Source organism: Chengkuizengella marina (assembly GCF_009910845.1).
GTDB lineage: Bacteria > Bacillota > Bacilli > Paenibacillales > KCTC-33759 > Chengkuizengella > Chengkuizengella marina.
On record NZ_SIJB01000007.1, the window covers coordinates 83082 to 101270 of the forward strand.

Below are 18189 nucleotides of genomic sequence, written 5' to 3' on the forward strand. Positions count from 1 at the left end.
AGGGATTTTCGTGATTCAGATGAAGCAAATTAATCATCAATTTATAATAGGAAAAAAGAAAAGAAAAACAATTGTACCCGTATTAGAAAATGTAAATTTTCAAATTAAACAAGGAGAAATCGTAACCATTGTAGGTAAAAGTGGATCTGGAAAATCTACTTTATTGAATTTATTAAGTGGATATATTAGACCTACCAATGGTGAAATCTTTATTAAAGATCAAAACGTAACGAAATTGAGTGAAGGAGATTGGGCTGATTTTCGGATTCAAAATTTAGGGTTTATTTTTCAAAGTTTTCAACTAATCCCAAGTATGACAGCTTATCAAAATATTGAACTTCCTTTAATTTTAAAAGGGGCCAGTAATATTGCAAGGAAACAGCAAGCACTGGACATGTTAGAGATGGTTGGATTATCAGACCATGCAGATTATTATCCTAATGAATTATCTGGTGGACAGCAGCAACGTGTCAGCATTGCTAGAGCATTAGTTGTAAAACCACCTATTATTTTGGCAGACGAACCTACAGGTAGTTTAGATAGTGAAAATGAACAGGAATTATTAAATTTTATTCAAAAACTTAACAGAGATTTAAACATTACATTTTTAATTATTACACATGACGATCAGGTTGCAGCCATTGGACATCGCACGCTTCTCATCAAAGATGGAAAACTACAGGAGGAAAAGGTTCATGAAGTTCATAGATAAAATTCGTTTTGTAAGACAAAATATGAAGAAAAATCGTATGCGTGTTTTTATGACCGTCTTGGCTACTGCAATTGGGTGTGCTTTTTTAATTATGTTAGCATCTGTAGGGTTTGGTTTGCAGAAAAGTATCATTACAGATCTTACGGAAGGTAAAGTTTTAAATGAAATTTATATTCATGGAAAAGAAGATCCAGGCCCTGAGAATAAGTCATATATGAGTGATAAAGATATAGAGTACTTTGAATCTATTGATAATGTAAAGGCTGTTACAAGATTACAATATTTACATTACAGTCAAGAAGCGGTTGTAAGTATAGAAGATTACCAAATTCAACCAAGAGTAGCTGTTTCTTATTTTCCAGCAGAAGTTGAAATGGGAATGGAATTAAGTGAAGGAAGGCTTCCTTCCACTGATAATGAAGTACTTGTGGGTTATAATTTTAAAGAATATTTGGAGAAACCCTCAGAGGATGCTAATGAACCTAAGGTAAGTTATGAAGATGAATTAATAGGACAAAACTTACAATTAAAAATAAGAAAATTTGATCAGACAGGGAATATTGAATACAAAACAATTCCCCTGAAAGTTGTAGGTATTAAAGAAAAGTTGGCAAATGAGTTTGATAAGGATACAAATATCACAATATCTGATGCACTATTCCAGCAAATTGAAGAGTTCACACAAACGAAAAAAGGGGAAGTTTTATTTCAAGAAATAGAATATGAAGAAGATTATTTAGATGGTGTCCAATTAAATGGAGAGAGACTATATGATAGAGTTTCTGTTTATACACAAAATGTAGAGCAAGTGAAAGGCGTAAGTGAAGAAATAAGAGAAAAGGGATATATTAATACTTCAGTAACTGATCAAATTCAAGAGATTAATACATTATTTTTAGTCATGAAAATAGGTTTGATTTTTGTAGGAACGATTGCTTTGATTATTGCATCCATCGGAATTTTTAATACGATGACTATGGCAGTCACTGAGCGATCATCAGATATTGGAATTATGAAAGCCATTGGAGCCCATCCTTCTACAATTAGGCAAATCTTTTTGATCGAAAGTAGTTATATAGGGATTTTAGGTGCATTGATAGGTACTGTTAGTGCATTTGTTTTAAGTAAGGCAGTGAATATCGGTTTACCATTTCTTATTGAAACGATGTCAGAAGAATCCTCACCAGAAGGGTTAATGTTTTCATACATTCCATTATCTTTGGTTGTAATTTCAGCTTCAATTAGTATTCTAGTAGCCGTTTTCTCAGGGTGGAGACCAGCTAAAAAGGCGACATCAGTTGATGTATTAAAAGCGATGCGCAGGGATTTATAACTTACCATATACAATGGAGATAGTTAGAATTACAAACGGAGAAATATAGATAACATATAAAAATATATAAAGTAATTTTTGTGAAAAGCACCTGAAGGGGTGCTTTTATCTTTGTATAAATATTAATTTAAAATTGAATATATATTCATATTTCTGAAATGTGATGTCTATCACATTTTGATATCTGGTAAGGTTTTACAAGTTAAATTAGAAAAAAAATCCTATTTTGAAAAATTAAATAATTATTTAATTTAAAATGAAAAGTCACCTTACATCTTATGAATCGAATAGATGATTTATAAAATTTATAGAATTCAAAGTTTTTATTTTAACTAAATAAAAAGTCTATCTTACAATAATGAAAATGCTTTCATTATAAGGTTTATTTTATGAAATACAAATTAAATTTTAACTGTTATACTACACATCATATCCTGTTATATATCAAGATATGTGACAATAGCACAGTATGTAAACTATTTATTATGAATATATAACATAATTGTTGCCATAATTTCGAGGTACTGTTATTATAAAACTACACATGTATAATTAATTATTATGATCGATAACTAATCATTGGGAATTATGAACATGATGATATGGGAGAAAGGGGATAAATGGATGAATTCACTTCCAAAAGTAAACGAATTAGGTTTTTTTGAGATTCGTTTGGAATCCATAGGTGGTTTAGGTGCCAACTTAGCAGGTAAAATGCTTGCAGAAGCAGGAGTTGTTGGTGCTGGTTTTAATGGGGTAAGCTTTTCATCATATGGATCTGAGAAAAAAGGATCACCTGTAAAAGCACATATCCGCTTTTGCGATATAAATGCCAACATTCGTGATACTACACCTGTTGAGAGACCTCATGTTGTTGGGGTATTCCACGAAGCACTTGCAAAAACAATCAACGTAATTAGTGGACTTTATGAAGATAGCATCGTATTAGTAAATTCAAACAAGTCACCTGATCAATTGAAGGAAAATTTCAACATGTTAGGTGGAACCATTGCTGTTATTGATGCAACTGGAATTTCACTTGAAGAGAAAAATCGTGTAAACATGGCTATGCTTGGTGGATTATTCAGACTATGTGATTTTCTTGATCCACAAATCATGCGTGATGTCATTGAAAAGTCCCTAGGTAAAAAGTATCCGCAAGCAGTTGCACCAGCGATTCGTACTTTTGATCGAGGTTATAATGAAGTTCAGTTCAAAACTTTTGAATTATCTGAAGGTGAAGAAATGCCTGCATTTACAAGAAGTGATGAGCCTGTACTAGGTTATGAAACTCAACCAATGGGCGGAGTAATTACGAATCCAGGGAACAGTATTTTAAAAGATTTAAGTATTTCTAGAGCAGGTATGCTTCCACACTTTGATGAGAACACATGTATACACTGTGCTTCTTGTGATAATGTATGTCCTGATTTTTGTTTTGTTTGGGATGAGCAACAAGATAAAAAAGGTAGACCTCAAATGTTCTTACAAGGAATTGATTATCAATATTGTAAAGGTTGTTTGAAATGTGTAACTGCATGTCCGACAGAAGCACTATCTTCTCACCGTGAAGAAGAGGGATATGCTGAAGAGCATAGAGTTCCACATGTTTTTAATCTAGCAAAATAAAATTTGAATAGTGAAGAGGTGAGATTTAGATGGCGATAGAAATGAATAATGAAAAAACAACGGATAAAGTAGAACAACGTGTTGTTTATGAATCTGGCAATGAAATGGCAGCTTATGCAGCACACCAGATTAATTATCATATTATGGGATACTTTCCTATATCTCCTTCAACGGAGGTAGCACAATTTTTAGATTTAATGAAAACAAGCGGACAGCATGATATTGTATTAATTCCTGCAGATGGTGAACACGGATCAGCAGGTGTTTGTTATGGAGCTTCCTCAGCTGGAGGCCGTGTATTTAACGCAACGAGTGCAAATGGGTATTTATATATGTTAGAACAGATGCCAGTACAATCTGGTACTCGTTTTCCAATGGTTCTAAATTTAGTCTGTCGCTCCGTTTCAGGTCCACTTGATATTCATGGTGATCATTCTGATTTATATTATGCATTAAATACAGGTTGGCCTATTTTGATGTGTCGTGATCCTCAAGCCGTTTATGATATGAATATTATTGCTCTTAAACTTGCTGAAGATCCAGAGGTTCGTTTACCTGTGATGGTTGCACAGGATGGATATTTCACTTCCCACCAAAAACGTAGGGTTATGACGATGAAGGATCGTTCAGACGTACTAAACTTTGTAGGAGAGAAAGCACCTGAAGGATATCCAGATACTTTAGATCGTAATCATCCTATTACAGTTGGACCTTACATGAATGAGCCAGATTATATTAATAACTGTTATCAACAATCCGAAGCCATGTATAGAGCAGAGGGTGTATATGAACGTATTCAAAAAGAATATGCTGAATTAACAGGTCGTGAATACCCTGTCTTAGATTTATATCGTATGGAAGATGCTGAAGTGGCAGTGTTTTTGATGAATTCATCTTCAGAGATTGTAAAGGATGTAGTGGATCAGCTGCGTGAAAAAGGGATAAAGGCCGGTTCTATTGCTCCTAATATTATTCGTCCATTTCCTCAAAAACAAATTGTTGAAGCATTAAAAAATGTGAAGGCAATTACCGTAGGGGATCGTGCTGATTCTTATGGCGCTCACGGTGGAAACATGGTAAATGAAATTAAAGCCGCTTTATTTACCTATGGAAATACAACGACCAAAGTAATCAGTCGTATTTATGGATTAGGTGGAAAAGACTTTTATGCTGAAGATGGACATCATTTCTTCCAATTAGCGATAGAAGCTGTAGAAAAAGATAAGGTAGAAGTACCTTTTGATTATCATGGTCATACGCCTGGAGATCCAGATAAAGCACCTAAACGTGTACTTGAGCCTATGAAATACGAGGATCTTAATACAGGTCTAATTAAGGTAACTGAAGATGAGGAAGCTGGTAAATTAAAGGTAAGAATTCCGCCATTACGTCAATTAACAAAAAAGCCTAAAAGAATTGCTTCAGGTCATGGAGCATGTCCTGGCTGTGGTATATTCTCTGGATTAGAATTATTCTTTAAAGGTATTGAAGGGGACATCGTTGCTTTATTCCATACAGGTTGTGCGATGGTAGTAACAACTGGATATCCGTATTCAGCTCATAAAGCAACTTATATTCATAATCTATTCCAAAATGGAGCTGCAACGTTATCTGGTGTTGTTGAAATGTTCTGGGAGAGAAAACGAAGAGGTGAACTTGATCATTTAGGTTTACAAGATGATTTCACCTTTGTCATGATTACTGGTGATGGCGGTATGGATATTGGTATGGGACCAGCAATTGGTGCTGCTCTACGCAATCATAAAATGATTATCTTAGAGTATGATAATGAAGGTTATATGAATACTGGAGCGCAATTATCTTATTCCACACCTTTAGGTCATAGAACATCTACTTCAAATGTTGGTAAACATCAAGGTGGTAAACTGTTCCATCATAAAGATACTGCTCAAATTATGGCAGCTACAAATATCCCTTATGTGTTTACAGGATCAGAAGCTTATCCTCAAGACCTAGTGAAAAAAGCAGCTAAAGCACAGTGGTATGCTCAAAATGAAGGATTAGTTTATGGTAAAATTCTAATTACTTGTCCATTAAACTGGCTGTCTGAGGAACAAGAAGGGGCAACGATCATAGATGCGGCAGTAGGCTCATGTTTCTTCCCTCTGTACGAAATTGAGAGAGGCATTACAACAATAACGTTCGATCCAGAAGCTAAGAACAAACGGATTCCATTGTCTGATTGGTTAAAAACAATGGGTAAAACGAAACATATGACAAAGCCAGAATATGAATCTGCATATAAATCCTTTGAAGATGAAGTTGACCGTCGTTGGCAAAAACTAAAAGCCAAACACGAAAATCCTTATTTATAAGTGAACCCTGATTTATTACTGTGATTATAATCACATAGTAGTCAATTTAGTTTAAATAGGGTTTATAAATTAATATTCTTCAGAGCACAATCAAAATAAAGATTGTGCTCTTTCACTTCTGTTTTACAATTCACATTATTTTAGATTTGGGAGGAATAGGATAATGCCGTTTGTTTTAAAACATAAGGAAAGTTCTCAAATTTTTACTTGCACTTTAATTAATATTTATCAACTTCCTTATTACGGTACAAAATTTTGGGATAAGCTTAAACATGCAGAACAAGAAGCTAATGCATTTCTTGAACAACATCAAGTGAATGATCCTGAACTTTGGACTGTATTTGAAGTAAGTGAGCAAAAATTGAAAATTTTCAATGTAAAATTAAATAATAACAACGCTAAATCATTATTTATTGATGAAGAGACAAAATCTCCTTTTGTAAAAAATAAAGAGGAAGAATAGGTTATGATATAGAATAAAAAAATGATAATTGCGAACGCTACAAAAGAAGTTTCCAATTAATATGAACAACTTAAACATGACAAATTTAGATTTAAAGACCTTTATTATTTAACTATTTATGCTGCAAGAGGTGTTGATTGAATGTGATAATTGTATAAAAAGTTTATTATTGGGAATTATTTAACGCAATACCACTGTAATTAACTAAAATTAGCTTGGAGATTGCATTAAATTATGCTATATATATTCATAGAAACCTTAAGTTGTACTAAACATGGTATAAAATAAAAACAGAGGTTTCTATTCTGACATGGAAAATAATGATAAGTTACTTGTCAGGCTAAAAAAAGAAGGGGGATTTAAAAATATGAAAAAGAATTTTATGTTGAAGTCACTAATTTTAATTTTAGTGTTCTCTATGGCATTAATTGGGTGTGCTCAAGAGTCAGAACCAGGTGAGAAACCAGAAGAACCAACAGATGAACCACTAGAGAATGAAGTGAAAGTTGGTATGGTTACAGACGTTGGTGGAGTGAACGATAATTCCTTTAACCAAAGTGCTTGGGAAGGCTTAGAACGTTTAAAGCGAGCAGGCGGTGATGTAAACTACATAGAAAGCCAAGGCGAAGGGGATTTTGAACCAAACTTAAATGAATTCGTGAACGGCGGATGGGATTTAACTTGGGGTATTGGATTTTTAATGGGTGATGCTATTAAAGCGATTGCAGAACAAAACCCTGAATCTAATTTTGGAATCATTGATGCTGTAGTTGATGCTCCAAATGTAGTTTCTACTGTATTTAAAGAACATGAAGGTTCTTACTTAGTAGGTGTTGTTGCGGCAATGACAACAAAGTCGAATAAAATTGGATTTGTAGGTGGAATGGACATTCCGGTGATCAAAAAGTTTGAAACTGGATTCCTTGAAGGAGTAAAAGCTGTTAATCCAGATATTGATGTTAAAGTTGAATATACAGGTTCATTTACAGATGCTGGTTTAGGTAAAGCATCAGCAGCAACGATGTATGATAATGGAGTTGATGTAATCTTTCATGCAGCTGGTGGTGTAGGTGATGGAGTATTTGGAGAAGCAAGTGAACGTTCTGGTGTTTGGGTAATAGGTGTTGATAAAGATCAATCCATCACATTCGGAGATGAAATTACTTTAACTTCAATGATGAAATATGTTGATGAAGCTGTGTATCAAGTATCTAGAGATTATGCTGAAGGTAATTTCAAAGGTGGAATTAGAGAACTTGGTTTAGCTGAAAATGGAGTTGGTTTACCAGATGAGAATCCAAATATTTCTGAAGAAGTAATGAATGCAGTGAATGAATATAAAGAAAAAATCATCAACGGTGAGATTGTAGTCCCTTCTGGTATTGAATAAAAAAATTTAATTTAGGTGATGAAGGTGAATAAAGAAAACATAGCTGTAGAAATGAGAGGGATTACCAAAAGATTTCCTGGTATCGTAGCAAATGATTCTATTAGCTTTAAAGTGAAACATGGTGAAATCCATGCTCTATTAGGAGAAAATGGTGCGGGAAAATCCACTTTGATGAATGTTTTATTTGGCCTTTATCAGCCAGAAGAGGGAGAGATATTAATCAACGGTAACAAGGTTGAAATAACAAACCCTAATATGGCAAATGAATTGGGTATAGGAATGGTTCACCAGCATTTTATGCTGGTTGAGCCATTTACAGTTGCACAAAATATTATTTTAGGCATCGAACCCAAAAATGGTCTTATCATTAATCAAAGTAAAGCAATTAAGAAAATAAATGAAATATCAGAACAATATGGTTTAGACGTTGATCCTTATGCTAAGGTGAAAGATATCTCAGTGGGGATGCAACAGAGAGTTGAGATATTAAAGACGTTATATCGTGGAGCAGATATTTTAATTTTTGACGAACCATCAGCTGTTTTAACACCGCAAGAAATTGTGGAATTAATGAAAATTTTTAGAAATCTAGTCAAAGAAGGTAAAACAATTATTTTAATTACCCATAAACTGAAAGAAATTATGGAAGTTGCTGACAATGTGACGATTATAAGACGTGGGAAAGTGGTCGATAGCGTTTCCGTTGAGAGTACAAACCCAGATGAACTTGCTGCGAAAATGGTTGGACGTAAGGTAAGTTTTTCAGTAGACAAAAAACCGGCTCAGATTAAAGATAAAATTCTCTCCGTAGATAAAATCAATGCTAAGAATAATAGAGGCTTGCCAGCATTAAATGAACTTTCTTTGCAAGTTCATGCAGGTGAAATACTAGGGATTGCAGGTGTTGACGGCAATGGTCAAAGTGAGCTGATCGAAGTTCTAACTGGGTTAAGAAAAGTAACTTCTGGAGAAATTACGTTACATGGTTCCAGTCTGCAAACGCTTAATCCGAGACAAATATCAGAGGAAAAAGTCGGACATATTCCTGAGGATCGTCATAAAAGAGGTTTAGTGCTTGATTTTTCTGTTAGTGAAAATATGGTATTAAAAAATTATTATCATCCTCAATTTAATAAAAATGGATTCCTAAAATTTGATGAAATTGATAAGTATTCAATTGATTTAATTGAACAGTTTGATGTTCGTACACCAAGTCATAAAACCCCAGCAAGGGCGTTGTCAGGAGGAAATCAACAAAAGGCGATTATTGCAAGGGAAGTTGACAGTGATCCTGATTTATTAATTGCAGGTCAACCAACTAGAGGTTTAGACGTAGGTGCGATTGAGTTTATCCATAAAAAGTTAATCGAACAACGAGATAAAGGAAAAGCTGTATTGTTAATCTCATTGGAATTGGATGAATTATTAAACGTATCTGATCGAATTGCAGTGATTTATGAAGGAAGTATTGTTGGCATCGTGAATCCAAAAGAAACGAATGAACAAGAACTAGGGTTGATGATGTCAGGCGGAAAAATAAACCAAAGAGGTAAAGAACAATGAAAACATTATCACGTTGGTTATTAAGAGAATCGGTTATCATACCTCTTATTTCAGTGTTTGCTGGGCTTATCATTGGAGCTATCATTATGATGTTTGGCGGTTATAACCCATTTGAGGCTTACCAAGCCTTATTTAATAAAGCATTTGGTAACATTTACGGAATTGGAGAGACGATTCGTACAATCACTCCGCTTATATTTACTGGACTAGCTGTTGCTTTTGCATTTCGAACTGGACTATTCAACATCGGTGCAGAGGGACAGTTCATTATGGGTTCACTGGCTGCTGCCTACGTAGGGATCATGCTTGACCTTCCAGCAATAATTCATATGCCATTAGCCGTTATAGTTGGGGGTATCGTTGGCGGTTTATGGGGAGGCATTGCAGGTTTTCTAAAGGCCTCTCGTGGAGTTCATGAAGTTATCACGACCATTATGCTGAACTGGATTGCTTTATACTTGTCAAATTATTTAATTCGTACACATTTGTTAGAAAAAGGTCAACAAAAATCTGAAACACTTGCTCAAAGCTCGTGGTTATCCTTTTCTTTTTTAACAGATCTATTCAATAATGCACGAATACATTTTGGATTTTTAATTGCTATTCTTTGTGCGATAGTGTTTTATGTTATTTTGCAGAAAATGAAACAAGGATATGAGCTTCGTTCTGTAGGGCTAAATCCACATGCAGCTGAATATGCAGGGATTAACGTAAAAAGCAATATTATAAAGGCAATGGTTATCAGTGGTATGTTTGCAGGACTAGGTGGTGCTGTAGAAGTACTAGGTGTGACGCATAATGTGACCATATTACCTGCCTTCCAGGGATACGGTTTTGACGGTATCGCTGTTGCATTATTAGGTGGGAACGCAGCGTTTGGTTCAGTCGTTGGTGCATTTTTATTAGGGACTTTAACTTTTGGAGCAACAGGGATGAAACTTGGTGCTGGTGTCCCATTTGAAATCATCAATATTGTCATTGCACTTGTCATTTACTTTGTAGCGTCAAGGTTAATTTTCAAAAGGCTAATGAATGCATTGAATGTGAATAAACAGGAGGAACAATAATATGGATTGGCTAAAAATATTTGTTGATCTGACGCACAATACCATAGTTTTTTCTACGGCTTTAGTATTTGCAGCCATAGGAGGCATGTTCTCCGAACGTTCCGGAGTTGTTAACATAGCGTTAGAAGGGCTAATGATCATTGGAGCTTTCACAGGTGCAGTGGTAACCTTTTTTGTGGATCAATCATTAGGAGGTAGTCCTATTTCACCATGGATAGGCTTTATTAGTGCCATTGTCGCTGGTATCATCTTTTCGTTACCACATGCGGTTGCATCTATTAGATACCAAGCAGATCAAGTTGTAAGTGGTATTGCTCTAAACTTTTTAGCAATTGGAGTTGCCATTTACTTTACAAAAGTTTTATTTGATGGCTCTGCACAAACGAAAACTTTAAAAGCTTCTTTTGATAAATGGGAAATACCATTTCTTGCAGATCAATCAACGATAGGAGCTCTTTTTAAAGCTTACCCTACTAGTGTGATTATGATATTGGTGGTAGTAATTTCTTATGTAGTATTATTTAAAACCCCATTCGGGTTAAGATTGAGAGCAGTTGGGGAACATCCAAGAGCTGCAGATACGATGGGGATTAATGTTTTTAGAACACGTTATATCGCAGTGATGATTAGTGGAGCTTTAGCAGCAATGGGAGGAGCTACTATTGTGTTAACTACTACTAATAATTTTACACATAGTACGATTTCTGGACAAGGCTTTATTGCACTAGCTGCTCTTATCTTTGGTAAGTGGCATCCAACGAAAACGATGTTTGCTGCATTATTTTTTGGAATGGCAACAGCATTAAGATCAGTGTTACAGCAGTTTGGAATTACAGATTATATTCCAGTTGATTTTATATTCATACTTCCGTATGTGCTTACGATATTAGTCTTAGCAGGATTAATTGGTCGTGCAGATGCACCATCTGCTCTAGGTAGACCATATGAGCTTGGAAGTCGATAATTGTAAAATCAAAACATTATTATATTTAAAAACGAAGGTTCCTATATGTTTATTTGGGAACCTTCGTTTTTTTCATCGACAAAATCAAGTTTTTAATACAATATTTTATTCGGGTTTATTATCCTTGCTAAAAACAACTAGATTTTCAACTCTTTGTAAACGAATGTACTCATTATTTTTTAAATCTAACCTGAAGAAACCATAAAGATAGGCCGCCTCTATAAAAGAAAGTCCTGGATAACATACAATAGCTTCATTTGTGTATGGATTATCCATGATCACTTGCCATTCTCCAGTTCGACTCTCAATTGGAATCTGTTTTAATATTTCATTTTTATGTTGCATAATTTGTTCTAGTTGAGTCCAAACATTCGCCCAAGAAGGACTAAATTGAATTGGACTTTGAAAAATTAATTTTGCTTTATTTAGCAATTCTGTAACTCTGGAGATGTTTGTGTCATCATAAGTTTTAAGTTGTTCTTTCATCCAGTATAAAAAATGACTAAAACCGGAATACCCTTTTTCTTTCATTTGTTCTCTGACTTCATCATATTCAGTACTTGACTTTGCTGTTTCGAATAGTTCGATTAAATTTTTTTCTCCTATTTTCACTATCTCACCCATGTTCATAAGTATTTTATATAAAATGATATATGAAATGTATAAAAATGCAAGTGTTTTTCAAATATAAGAATAAGGAATTCATCATAGATTTATTTTGAAAATCATGTAGAGTCCTTCTATAATTTATTAGCCATAGAAAAACTGCACCTTCAACTATAAGATAATTTCTAACAATTGAGGTGCAGTTTAATTTTGATAGCATGATCAATTTATTAAACTTAATTTATGAAGAGAAAGGAGTTAAAAACTGTTGAGTCCAGTAATGCCTGTAGTTGCTATTAGAACCATAATAATACCCTACACCGATTTGAGTATAACTGCTAGATAAAATATTTGCTCTGTGACCGGAACTGTTCATCCATCCATTCACTACCTTTGCAGGAGTGTTTTGCCCTGCAGCAATGTTTTCTGCAGCTGCACGATAATTCAGGCCAAAGGATTTCATCATATCAAACGGAGATCCATAGGTTGGAGAGGTATGATCAAAGTATTGATTAATCAACATATCCTTAGATTTTATATTTGCTACATTACTGATATTTGCATTTAACGTTAATGGAGTTAATTTGTTACTTACTCTTTGTTCATTTGTTAAGAAAAACACTTCAAATTCAAATTCATCTGGAATATATGTATCACTTTGGATATATTGATATTGTTGGAAACTGGATTTTTTCGAAGTTAAAGTATCGCCTTTTTTCATTATGACAGTTGAACGCTTCTCATCCCATGAAACCTCATATCCAAATGCTTCTCCTGCTGCTCTTAAAGGTATCAAAGTTCGACTGCCTATGGATTTAGCCGTTGTATCAATTTTAGAAATTTTACTCTTTGCTCCAGTGTTTTGATCCATTTCATGAATAAATTTAGAATCAATTTTCATTATTACTTGTTTTTGTTCATTACCTCTATGTAATGTAGAAGTAATGGTTTCTGAACTTTTATCCCAATTTACTTTTGCCCCTATTTTTTCAAAAACACCTCGAAGTGGAATTAATACTCTATTCCTTTCAATAATAGGTTCTGAATCTGGAAAATTTACTCTTTCTCCATCTACAATCACGGAGATACTTGTGGCTGCTAGTGCAGAGGAAGGCATGATTAATGAAGACAATAATACTATAATGAGTACAAACTTAAGCTGTTTAATCATCTTGTAAACTCCTATTCATGTTTTGTATTATAGGAACATACATAATATTTGATTAGATGATGTATCTTTTGGTGTATCTTTGTTTATCACAAAGTGATATTATCAAAATATACCAAATATTAATGATAAAGGTCTCCATTTCTGTGATATTTTTAGCAAAATTTTTATGTAGTTGAATATAGGTTATAAATCAATCTTTATGTATGTTGACTATATAATCAGTATACCAAACGTGATAGAAAAATGAAGTTGTAACTAGTTTGTAAAATATACAACAAGTTAACTATATATGTCATAGCTTTCAATATATTAAAGAACTCTTAATAAGGAATTATTTATTGTATTTTAAAAAGAATCAATTAGGGAAGGAGCACGGAGAAATGAAGACAGAAAATTTGCCACTTCAATCAAATGGTTTATCTTTTCATGTGAAATGCTGGTTGCCAGATGAAGTACCAAAAGCAGTAGTTCAAATTGCACATGGGATGGCCGAACACATTGAAAGGTATGATCGTTTTGCAAAGACACTGGTTAACGATGGATTTGCTGTTTTTGGAAATGATCATCGAGGTCATGGAAAAACAGCAGCTACCAAAGAAGATTTAGGATTTTTTGCAGATAAAGATGGCTGGAAGCTAGTAGTAGAAGATATGTATGCTTTACATTTATTGATTAAAGAAAAATATCCGGACTTACCAGTTTTTATTTTTGGACATAGTATGGGTTCTTTTTTAACCAGAAGATATATTCAATTGTACGGTGAAGGATTAGATGGAGTAATATTAGCTGGTAGTGGGGGAGATGGAGGAATATTAGCCAAAATTGGAGTGCAAATTGTTAAACACGAGGTGAAAAGAAAGGGGAAACGGGGAAGAAGCCCAAGAATGAATAAACTCATTTTTGGTAAATTTAATAAAAGCTTTCATCCAAATCGTACTGAGTTTGATTGGATCTCAAGAGATGTAAAGGAAGTTGATAAATATATTGAAGACCCATTCACTGGTGGTGTGTGTACAGCAAGTTTTTATTATGACATGTTATCGGGAGTGCAAGAACTTCATCGAATGGAGAACATTCAACAAACTCCTAATAATTTACCTATATATTTTCTAAGTGGTGAAAAGGATCCAGTGGGTAACTTTGGCAAGGATATAAAAAAAGTCGTTAATTTATATCAAAATTCAGGAGTAAAAGATATTTCTTATAAAATATATAAGGAAGCCAGACATGAATTATTAAATGAATTGAACTTTGATGAAGTGACTCAGGATATTATATTCTGGCTACAAGAAAGATTAAACATCAATTAGGTAATTTCAAATGTTTCAATCAAAAAGATAAAGAAATGGAAGTGTATATTGCTATTATTATAAATTGTGAAAGGGTGATTATAGATGCCTAAAGTTCAACTTGGAGTTACAGAAGGAAAACTAGCCGAGTGTCCAAATTCTCCGAATTGTGTGTCGACTCAGACAATGGATGAATCCAAAAAAATGGAACCCATTCCTTTTACTATTTCTAACGAGAAAGCAATGGAAAAAATAATAAAAGTTGTAAATGAAATGCCAAGAACGAAAGTTATTAGTCAGGATAATAACTACATACATGTGACCTTTACAACAAAATTATTTCGTTTTGTAGACGACGTTGAATTTTACCTTGATGAAAAAGAAAAGGTGGTTCATTATCGTTCAGCCTCACGAACAGGTTATTCTGATTTGGGCGTGAATCGAAAACGTATGATTGAAATTTCAAAGAGATTTCTTTTTTAAATGAGTAACAAAGACTGAAAAATATATAGCCCCCTATGTTCATTCATTAATGAACATAACGGGGGCGACTATTGTTAATTTATATTATTTTTTATGTTCCCATAGTTTATATAACGCTTGTGTTCCACGATCTTCTTCTCCTACAATTGCAAGCTCATCATATAATTGTTTTGCTAATTCAAGCCCTGGCATTTCCAGTCCCATAGAAGATGCTTCTTCTAATGCAATCCCCATATCTTTAATAAAATGTTTCACAAAAAAACCAGGTTCATAATCCTCTTTGATGATTCTTGGAGCTAAATTACTTAAAGACCAACTTCCTGCTGCTCCAGCAGAGATACTTTGCAATACCTTTTCTGGGTCAAGTCCAGCTGTTCTCGCATATACAATAGATTCACAAATCCCAATCATATTGGTGGCAATAGCAATTTGGTTACACATTTTTGTATGTTGTCCTGATCCTGCTTCTCCTTGAAGAATAATATTAGCCCCCATTTTTTCAAGTATCGGTTTACAAACCTCAAAGGCTCCAGATTCTCCTCCTACCATAATGGTTAAACGAGCTTCCCTTGCTCCAATATCACCGCCTGAAACAGGTGCATCTAAAGAAAACAATCCTTTTTCTTTAGCATGTTGAGCTATTTTTTGGGCTAATGTAGGTGTAGATGTTGTCATGTCGATTAGATAAGTACCTTTGTTCGCATTTGATATAATTCCATTTGTACCTAAATATATAGATTCTACATCTTGGGGATATCCGATCATTGTAATAATTATATCGGCTTGTTTAGTTAATTCTACCACTGAGTTTTTCCAAATTGCACCTTGACTTATTAGATCATCAGCTTTATCTTTTGTTCGAGTATAAATATGTAGGTTGTATCCTGCATTCATCAAGTGACCGGCCATGCTTTTTCCCATCACACCTATGCCAATAAACCCAATCGTTAGATTGTTTTTTTCATTGTTCATAACTTCTCCTTTTCAACAAATAAGTTTAAAATTTTTATTAATTTTTATAAGTATATTCTTTAACTATAATTCTGACAAGATTGTTGTTATTACAAAATTATAAAAGAGTTTGCCGAACCGATGATTTTGACTTGTTAGTTAGTTTGGTTTATCTAATTTTATAGATGCAACCCATAAAAAAAATTATACTCAAGGATCCAACAAACTCTATACACCATCATATGTAAAGAACGTCCTTTCTGTATAATACTTTCGCCTATGAAAAGCTTCTAAAATGTAAAATGGTGATATGACCTACTCCTATTTGAGGAAAAAGACAAGATGTAATCAGACGAATTATCTTTTTATTATTTTGCTGATTTTCACTATTTTAATTGTTTGGTTTATTAGGGGAGAAATTAGAAATAACGACTACATATATGAACATTATGTTGCTTCAAACGGAGGGTGATGGGAGAATAGTAGTGCAAATGATTGTGATAGGAAGTGAAAAGTAACATCTATCAAGTATGGAAGAAGGAAACAGAGAATACATCCCTGAATCCATCTAAAAAGGTATCAAATGTTTTTTGGAGAGATGAGACAAAACCGCTTATTTAATGCTTAATGCTCAGGATATCCAGTTATTTTTTGAATAGATTCATATAATGGAGTTAATTTTTTATACATTTTTTGATAAACGTGGCTATAAAGTTCATCGTATATCTTAACGTTTTTTTGAATTGGTTCAAAAACCTGCGCCTTTTTTGTCATTTCTTTCACCGCTGTTTCAATATTAGGGTGAATCCCTGCTCCTACTGCTGCTAATATAGCTGCTCCTAAACCAGATGCTTCACTAACGGCTGGTCTGATGGCTGGTAATTGAAAAACGTCTGCTGTAATTTGCATCATTTTATCACTGTTTGATCCACCGCCGCATACGATTAATTCTGTCATGGGAACTTTTGTACGTTTTTCTATTCTTTCTCTTCCTTCACGTAATGAATAGGCTAAACCTTCAAGAAGAGCTCTATAAAAGTGTCCTTTAGTATGGACTCCACCAAAACCAATGATAGCACCTTTTGCATCAGGACGTGGATATCTTATGCCAGGTGACCAGAATGGTTGGAGTACTAGCCCTAAAGATCCTGGTGGAATATCAGACACTAGATCATCTAGTATTTCCTCTGCAGGCACTCCTAAATTGCTGGCTAGTTGTAACTCCTCGTTAGCAAACTGTTCTTTGAACCATGATACCATCCAAAACCCACGGAAAGTTTGTACTTCAAGATTATATTCTCCCGGTGATGCACTTGGGTAAGGGGGTATAAGTTTAATAGGTTCAAGGTATTTTTTTGAGTTTACATTGATTGTGGCTGTAGTACCATAACCAATACTTCCTTGGTTTGGCAGCAAACACCCTGTGCCAAGTACTTCACATGCTTTATCAGTCGCTCCTGCAATCACAGGTAACCCCTCAGGTATTCCTGTTTGTTTAGCTGCTTCTTTCGTAATCACACCTAATTGTTCACCTGGTTGGACTAGTTTAGGCAGCATTTGTTCCTTGACAGGTATGGCCTTCCATTTCCAATGTGATTTCTTAGACCATGTAAGTTTTTTATAATCAAATGGAAGATACCCAACTTGACTCCCAATTGAATCAATAATATCATTCGTTAATTTATAATTAATGTATCCTGAAATCATCAAGTAGTGGGAAGTTTTATCCCAAATTTCAGGCTGAAATTCCTTGATCCAATTTGCTTCTGCTTCTGCCTGAAGGTAATGTAATGTCTTATTAAGACCTGCAAGATGAAATAGGAACTTCCAAGCCCCTCCGACTTTAGGCAATTTCGTTGATCTTCGTTGATCTAACCAGAGTATAGCTGATCGTAAAGGAATTTTTTCCGCATCTAAATTTACCATTGATCCCCTTTGAGTTGTGACACTTACAGAAACAATGGAATCTTTGTTTACTTTGCCTTGATTAAACAGTTTTACTGAAGCCTCAGTTATACACTTCCAATAATATTCTGGCTGCTGCTCAGCCCAACCTGATTCAGGAGAGTAATAAGCAGGACTATAAATTACTCTGGCAAAATCTATAAGTCGACCATTTCCATCAAATACAAGTGTTCGGACACTTTGAGTTCCAATATCTATAGTTAAAACGCTTTCAACCATGGATTGAAATGCCCCCTTTTAAAATATCCGTATCCCCTTCTAGAAAAG

The 18189-nt window shown here is 34.2% G+C and carries 15 protein-coding genes; 11 read left to right on the plus strand and 4 right to left on the minus strand.

What is annotated here, in order from left to right; translation table 11 throughout:
• The first annotated feature begins 10 nt into the window (after positions 1 to 10).
• The 9 genes from ERL59_RS02765 to ERL59_RS02805 all read left to right on the plus strand — a co-directional run bounded on the left by ERL59_RS02765 (position 11) and on the right by ERL59_RS02805 (position 11457).
• Positions 11 to 712, plus strand: coding sequence for an ABC transporter ATP-binding protein (locus tag ERL59_RS02765; protein ID WP_160644265.1), 702 nt, complete (start codon positions 11 to 13; stop codon positions 710 to 712).
• Entirely contained in the window at positions 696 to 2045 is a 1350-nt protein-coding gene (locus tag ERL59_RS02770; RefSeq protein ID WP_160644267.1) for an ABC transporter permease, read from the plus strand. The genes ERL59_RS02765 and ERL59_RS02770 overlap by 17 nt, the downstream gene beginning before the upstream one ends.
• 624 nt (positions 2046 to 2669) lie before the next feature.
• On the plus strand, positions 2670 to 3674 hold the full coding sequence (locus ERL59_RS02775) for a 2-oxoacid:acceptor oxidoreductase family protein (protein WP_160644269.1): 1005 nt from the start codon (positions 2670 to 2672) through the stop codon (positions 3672 to 3674).
• Positions 3675 to 3703: 29 nt separating this feature from the next.
• Positions 3704 to 6010 carry a thiamine pyrophosphate-dependent enzyme gene (locus tag ERL59_RS02780; protein ID WP_160644271.1) on the plus strand — a complete coding sequence of 769 codons (2307 nt, stop codon included), beginning with the start codon at positions 3704 to 3706 and terminating at the stop codon, positions 6008 to 6010.
• A 163-nt stretch (positions 6011 to 6173) separates the two neighbouring features.
• On the plus strand, positions 6174 to 6473 hold the full coding sequence (locus tag ERL59_RS02785; RefSeq protein ID WP_160644273.1) for a hypothetical protein: 300 nt from the start codon (positions 6174 to 6176) through the stop codon (positions 6471 to 6473).
• A 367-nt stretch (positions 6474 to 6840) separates the two neighbouring features.
• Positions 6841 to 7863 carry a BMP family lipoprotein gene (locus tag ERL59_RS02790; RefSeq protein ID WP_160644275.1) on the plus strand — a complete coding sequence of 341 codons (1023 nt, stop codon included), beginning with the start codon at positions 6841 to 6843 and terminating at the stop codon, positions 7861 to 7863.
• 24 nt (positions 7864 to 7887) lie between these two features.
• Entirely contained in the window at positions 7888 to 9426 is a 1539-nt protein-coding gene (locus tag ERL59_RS02795; protein WP_456236788.1) for an ABC transporter ATP-binding protein, read from the plus strand.
• Positions 9423 to 10493, plus strand: coding sequence for an ABC transporter permease (locus tag ERL59_RS02800; protein ID WP_160644279.1), 1071 nt, complete (start codon positions 9423 to 9425; stop codon positions 10491 to 10493). The genes ERL59_RS02795 and ERL59_RS02800 overlap by 4 nt, the downstream gene beginning before the upstream one ends.
• 1 nt (position 10494) lies before the next feature.
• Positions 10495 to 11457 carry an ABC transporter permease gene (locus tag ERL59_RS02805; RefSeq protein ID WP_160644281.1) on the plus strand — a complete coding sequence of 321 codons (963 nt, stop codon included), beginning with the start codon at positions 10495 to 10497 and terminating at the stop codon, positions 11455 to 11457.
• 105 nt (positions 11458 to 11562) lie between these two features.
• Here the strand turns inward: ERL59_RS02805 and ERL59_RS02810 are convergent, their stop codons facing one another.
• Both ERL59_RS02810 and ERL59_RS02815 read right to left on the minus strand, forming a co-directional pair.
• Positions 11563 to 12069 (minus strand): hypothetical protein, encoded by a 507-nt coding sequence (locus ERL59_RS02810; RefSeq protein WP_328699890.1) that lies wholly within the window; start codon positions 12067 to 12069, stop codon positions 11563 to 11565.
• Positions 12070 to 12304: 235 nt separating this feature from the next.
• A complete protein-coding gene (locus tag ERL59_RS02815; protein ID WP_160644283.1) occupies positions 12305 to 13234 on the minus strand; it encodes a stalk domain-containing protein in 930 nt (309 codons plus the stop codon).
• 380 nt (positions 13235 to 13614) lie between these two features.
• Between ERL59_RS02815 and ERL59_RS02820 the strand changes: the two genes are divergently transcribed.
• Positions 13615 to 14544, plus strand: coding sequence for an alpha/beta hydrolase (locus ERL59_RS02820; protein ID WP_160644285.1), 930 nt, complete (start codon positions 13615 to 13617; stop codon positions 14542 to 14544).
• An 84-nt stretch (positions 14545 to 14628) separates the two neighbouring features.
• Entirely contained in the window at positions 14629 to 15006 is a 378-nt protein-coding gene (locus ERL59_RS02825; RefSeq protein ID WP_160644287.1) for a DUF1499 domain-containing protein, read from the plus strand.
• An 84-nt stretch (positions 15007 to 15090) separates the two neighbouring features.
• Here the strand turns inward: ERL59_RS02825 and ERL59_RS02830 are convergent, their stop codons facing one another.
• Complete coding sequence (locus ERL59_RS02830; protein WP_160644289.1) at positions 15091 to 15978, minus strand: NAD(P)-dependent oxidoreductase; 888 nt, start codon at positions 15976 to 15978, stop codon at positions 15091 to 15093.
• A 603-nt stretch (positions 15979 to 16581) separates the two neighbouring features.
• Entirely contained in the window at positions 16582 to 18141 is a 1560-nt protein-coding gene (locus ERL59_RS02835; RefSeq protein ID WP_160644291.1) for an FGGY-family carbohydrate kinase, read from the minus strand.
• Positions 18142 to 18189 lie beyond the last annotated feature (48 nt).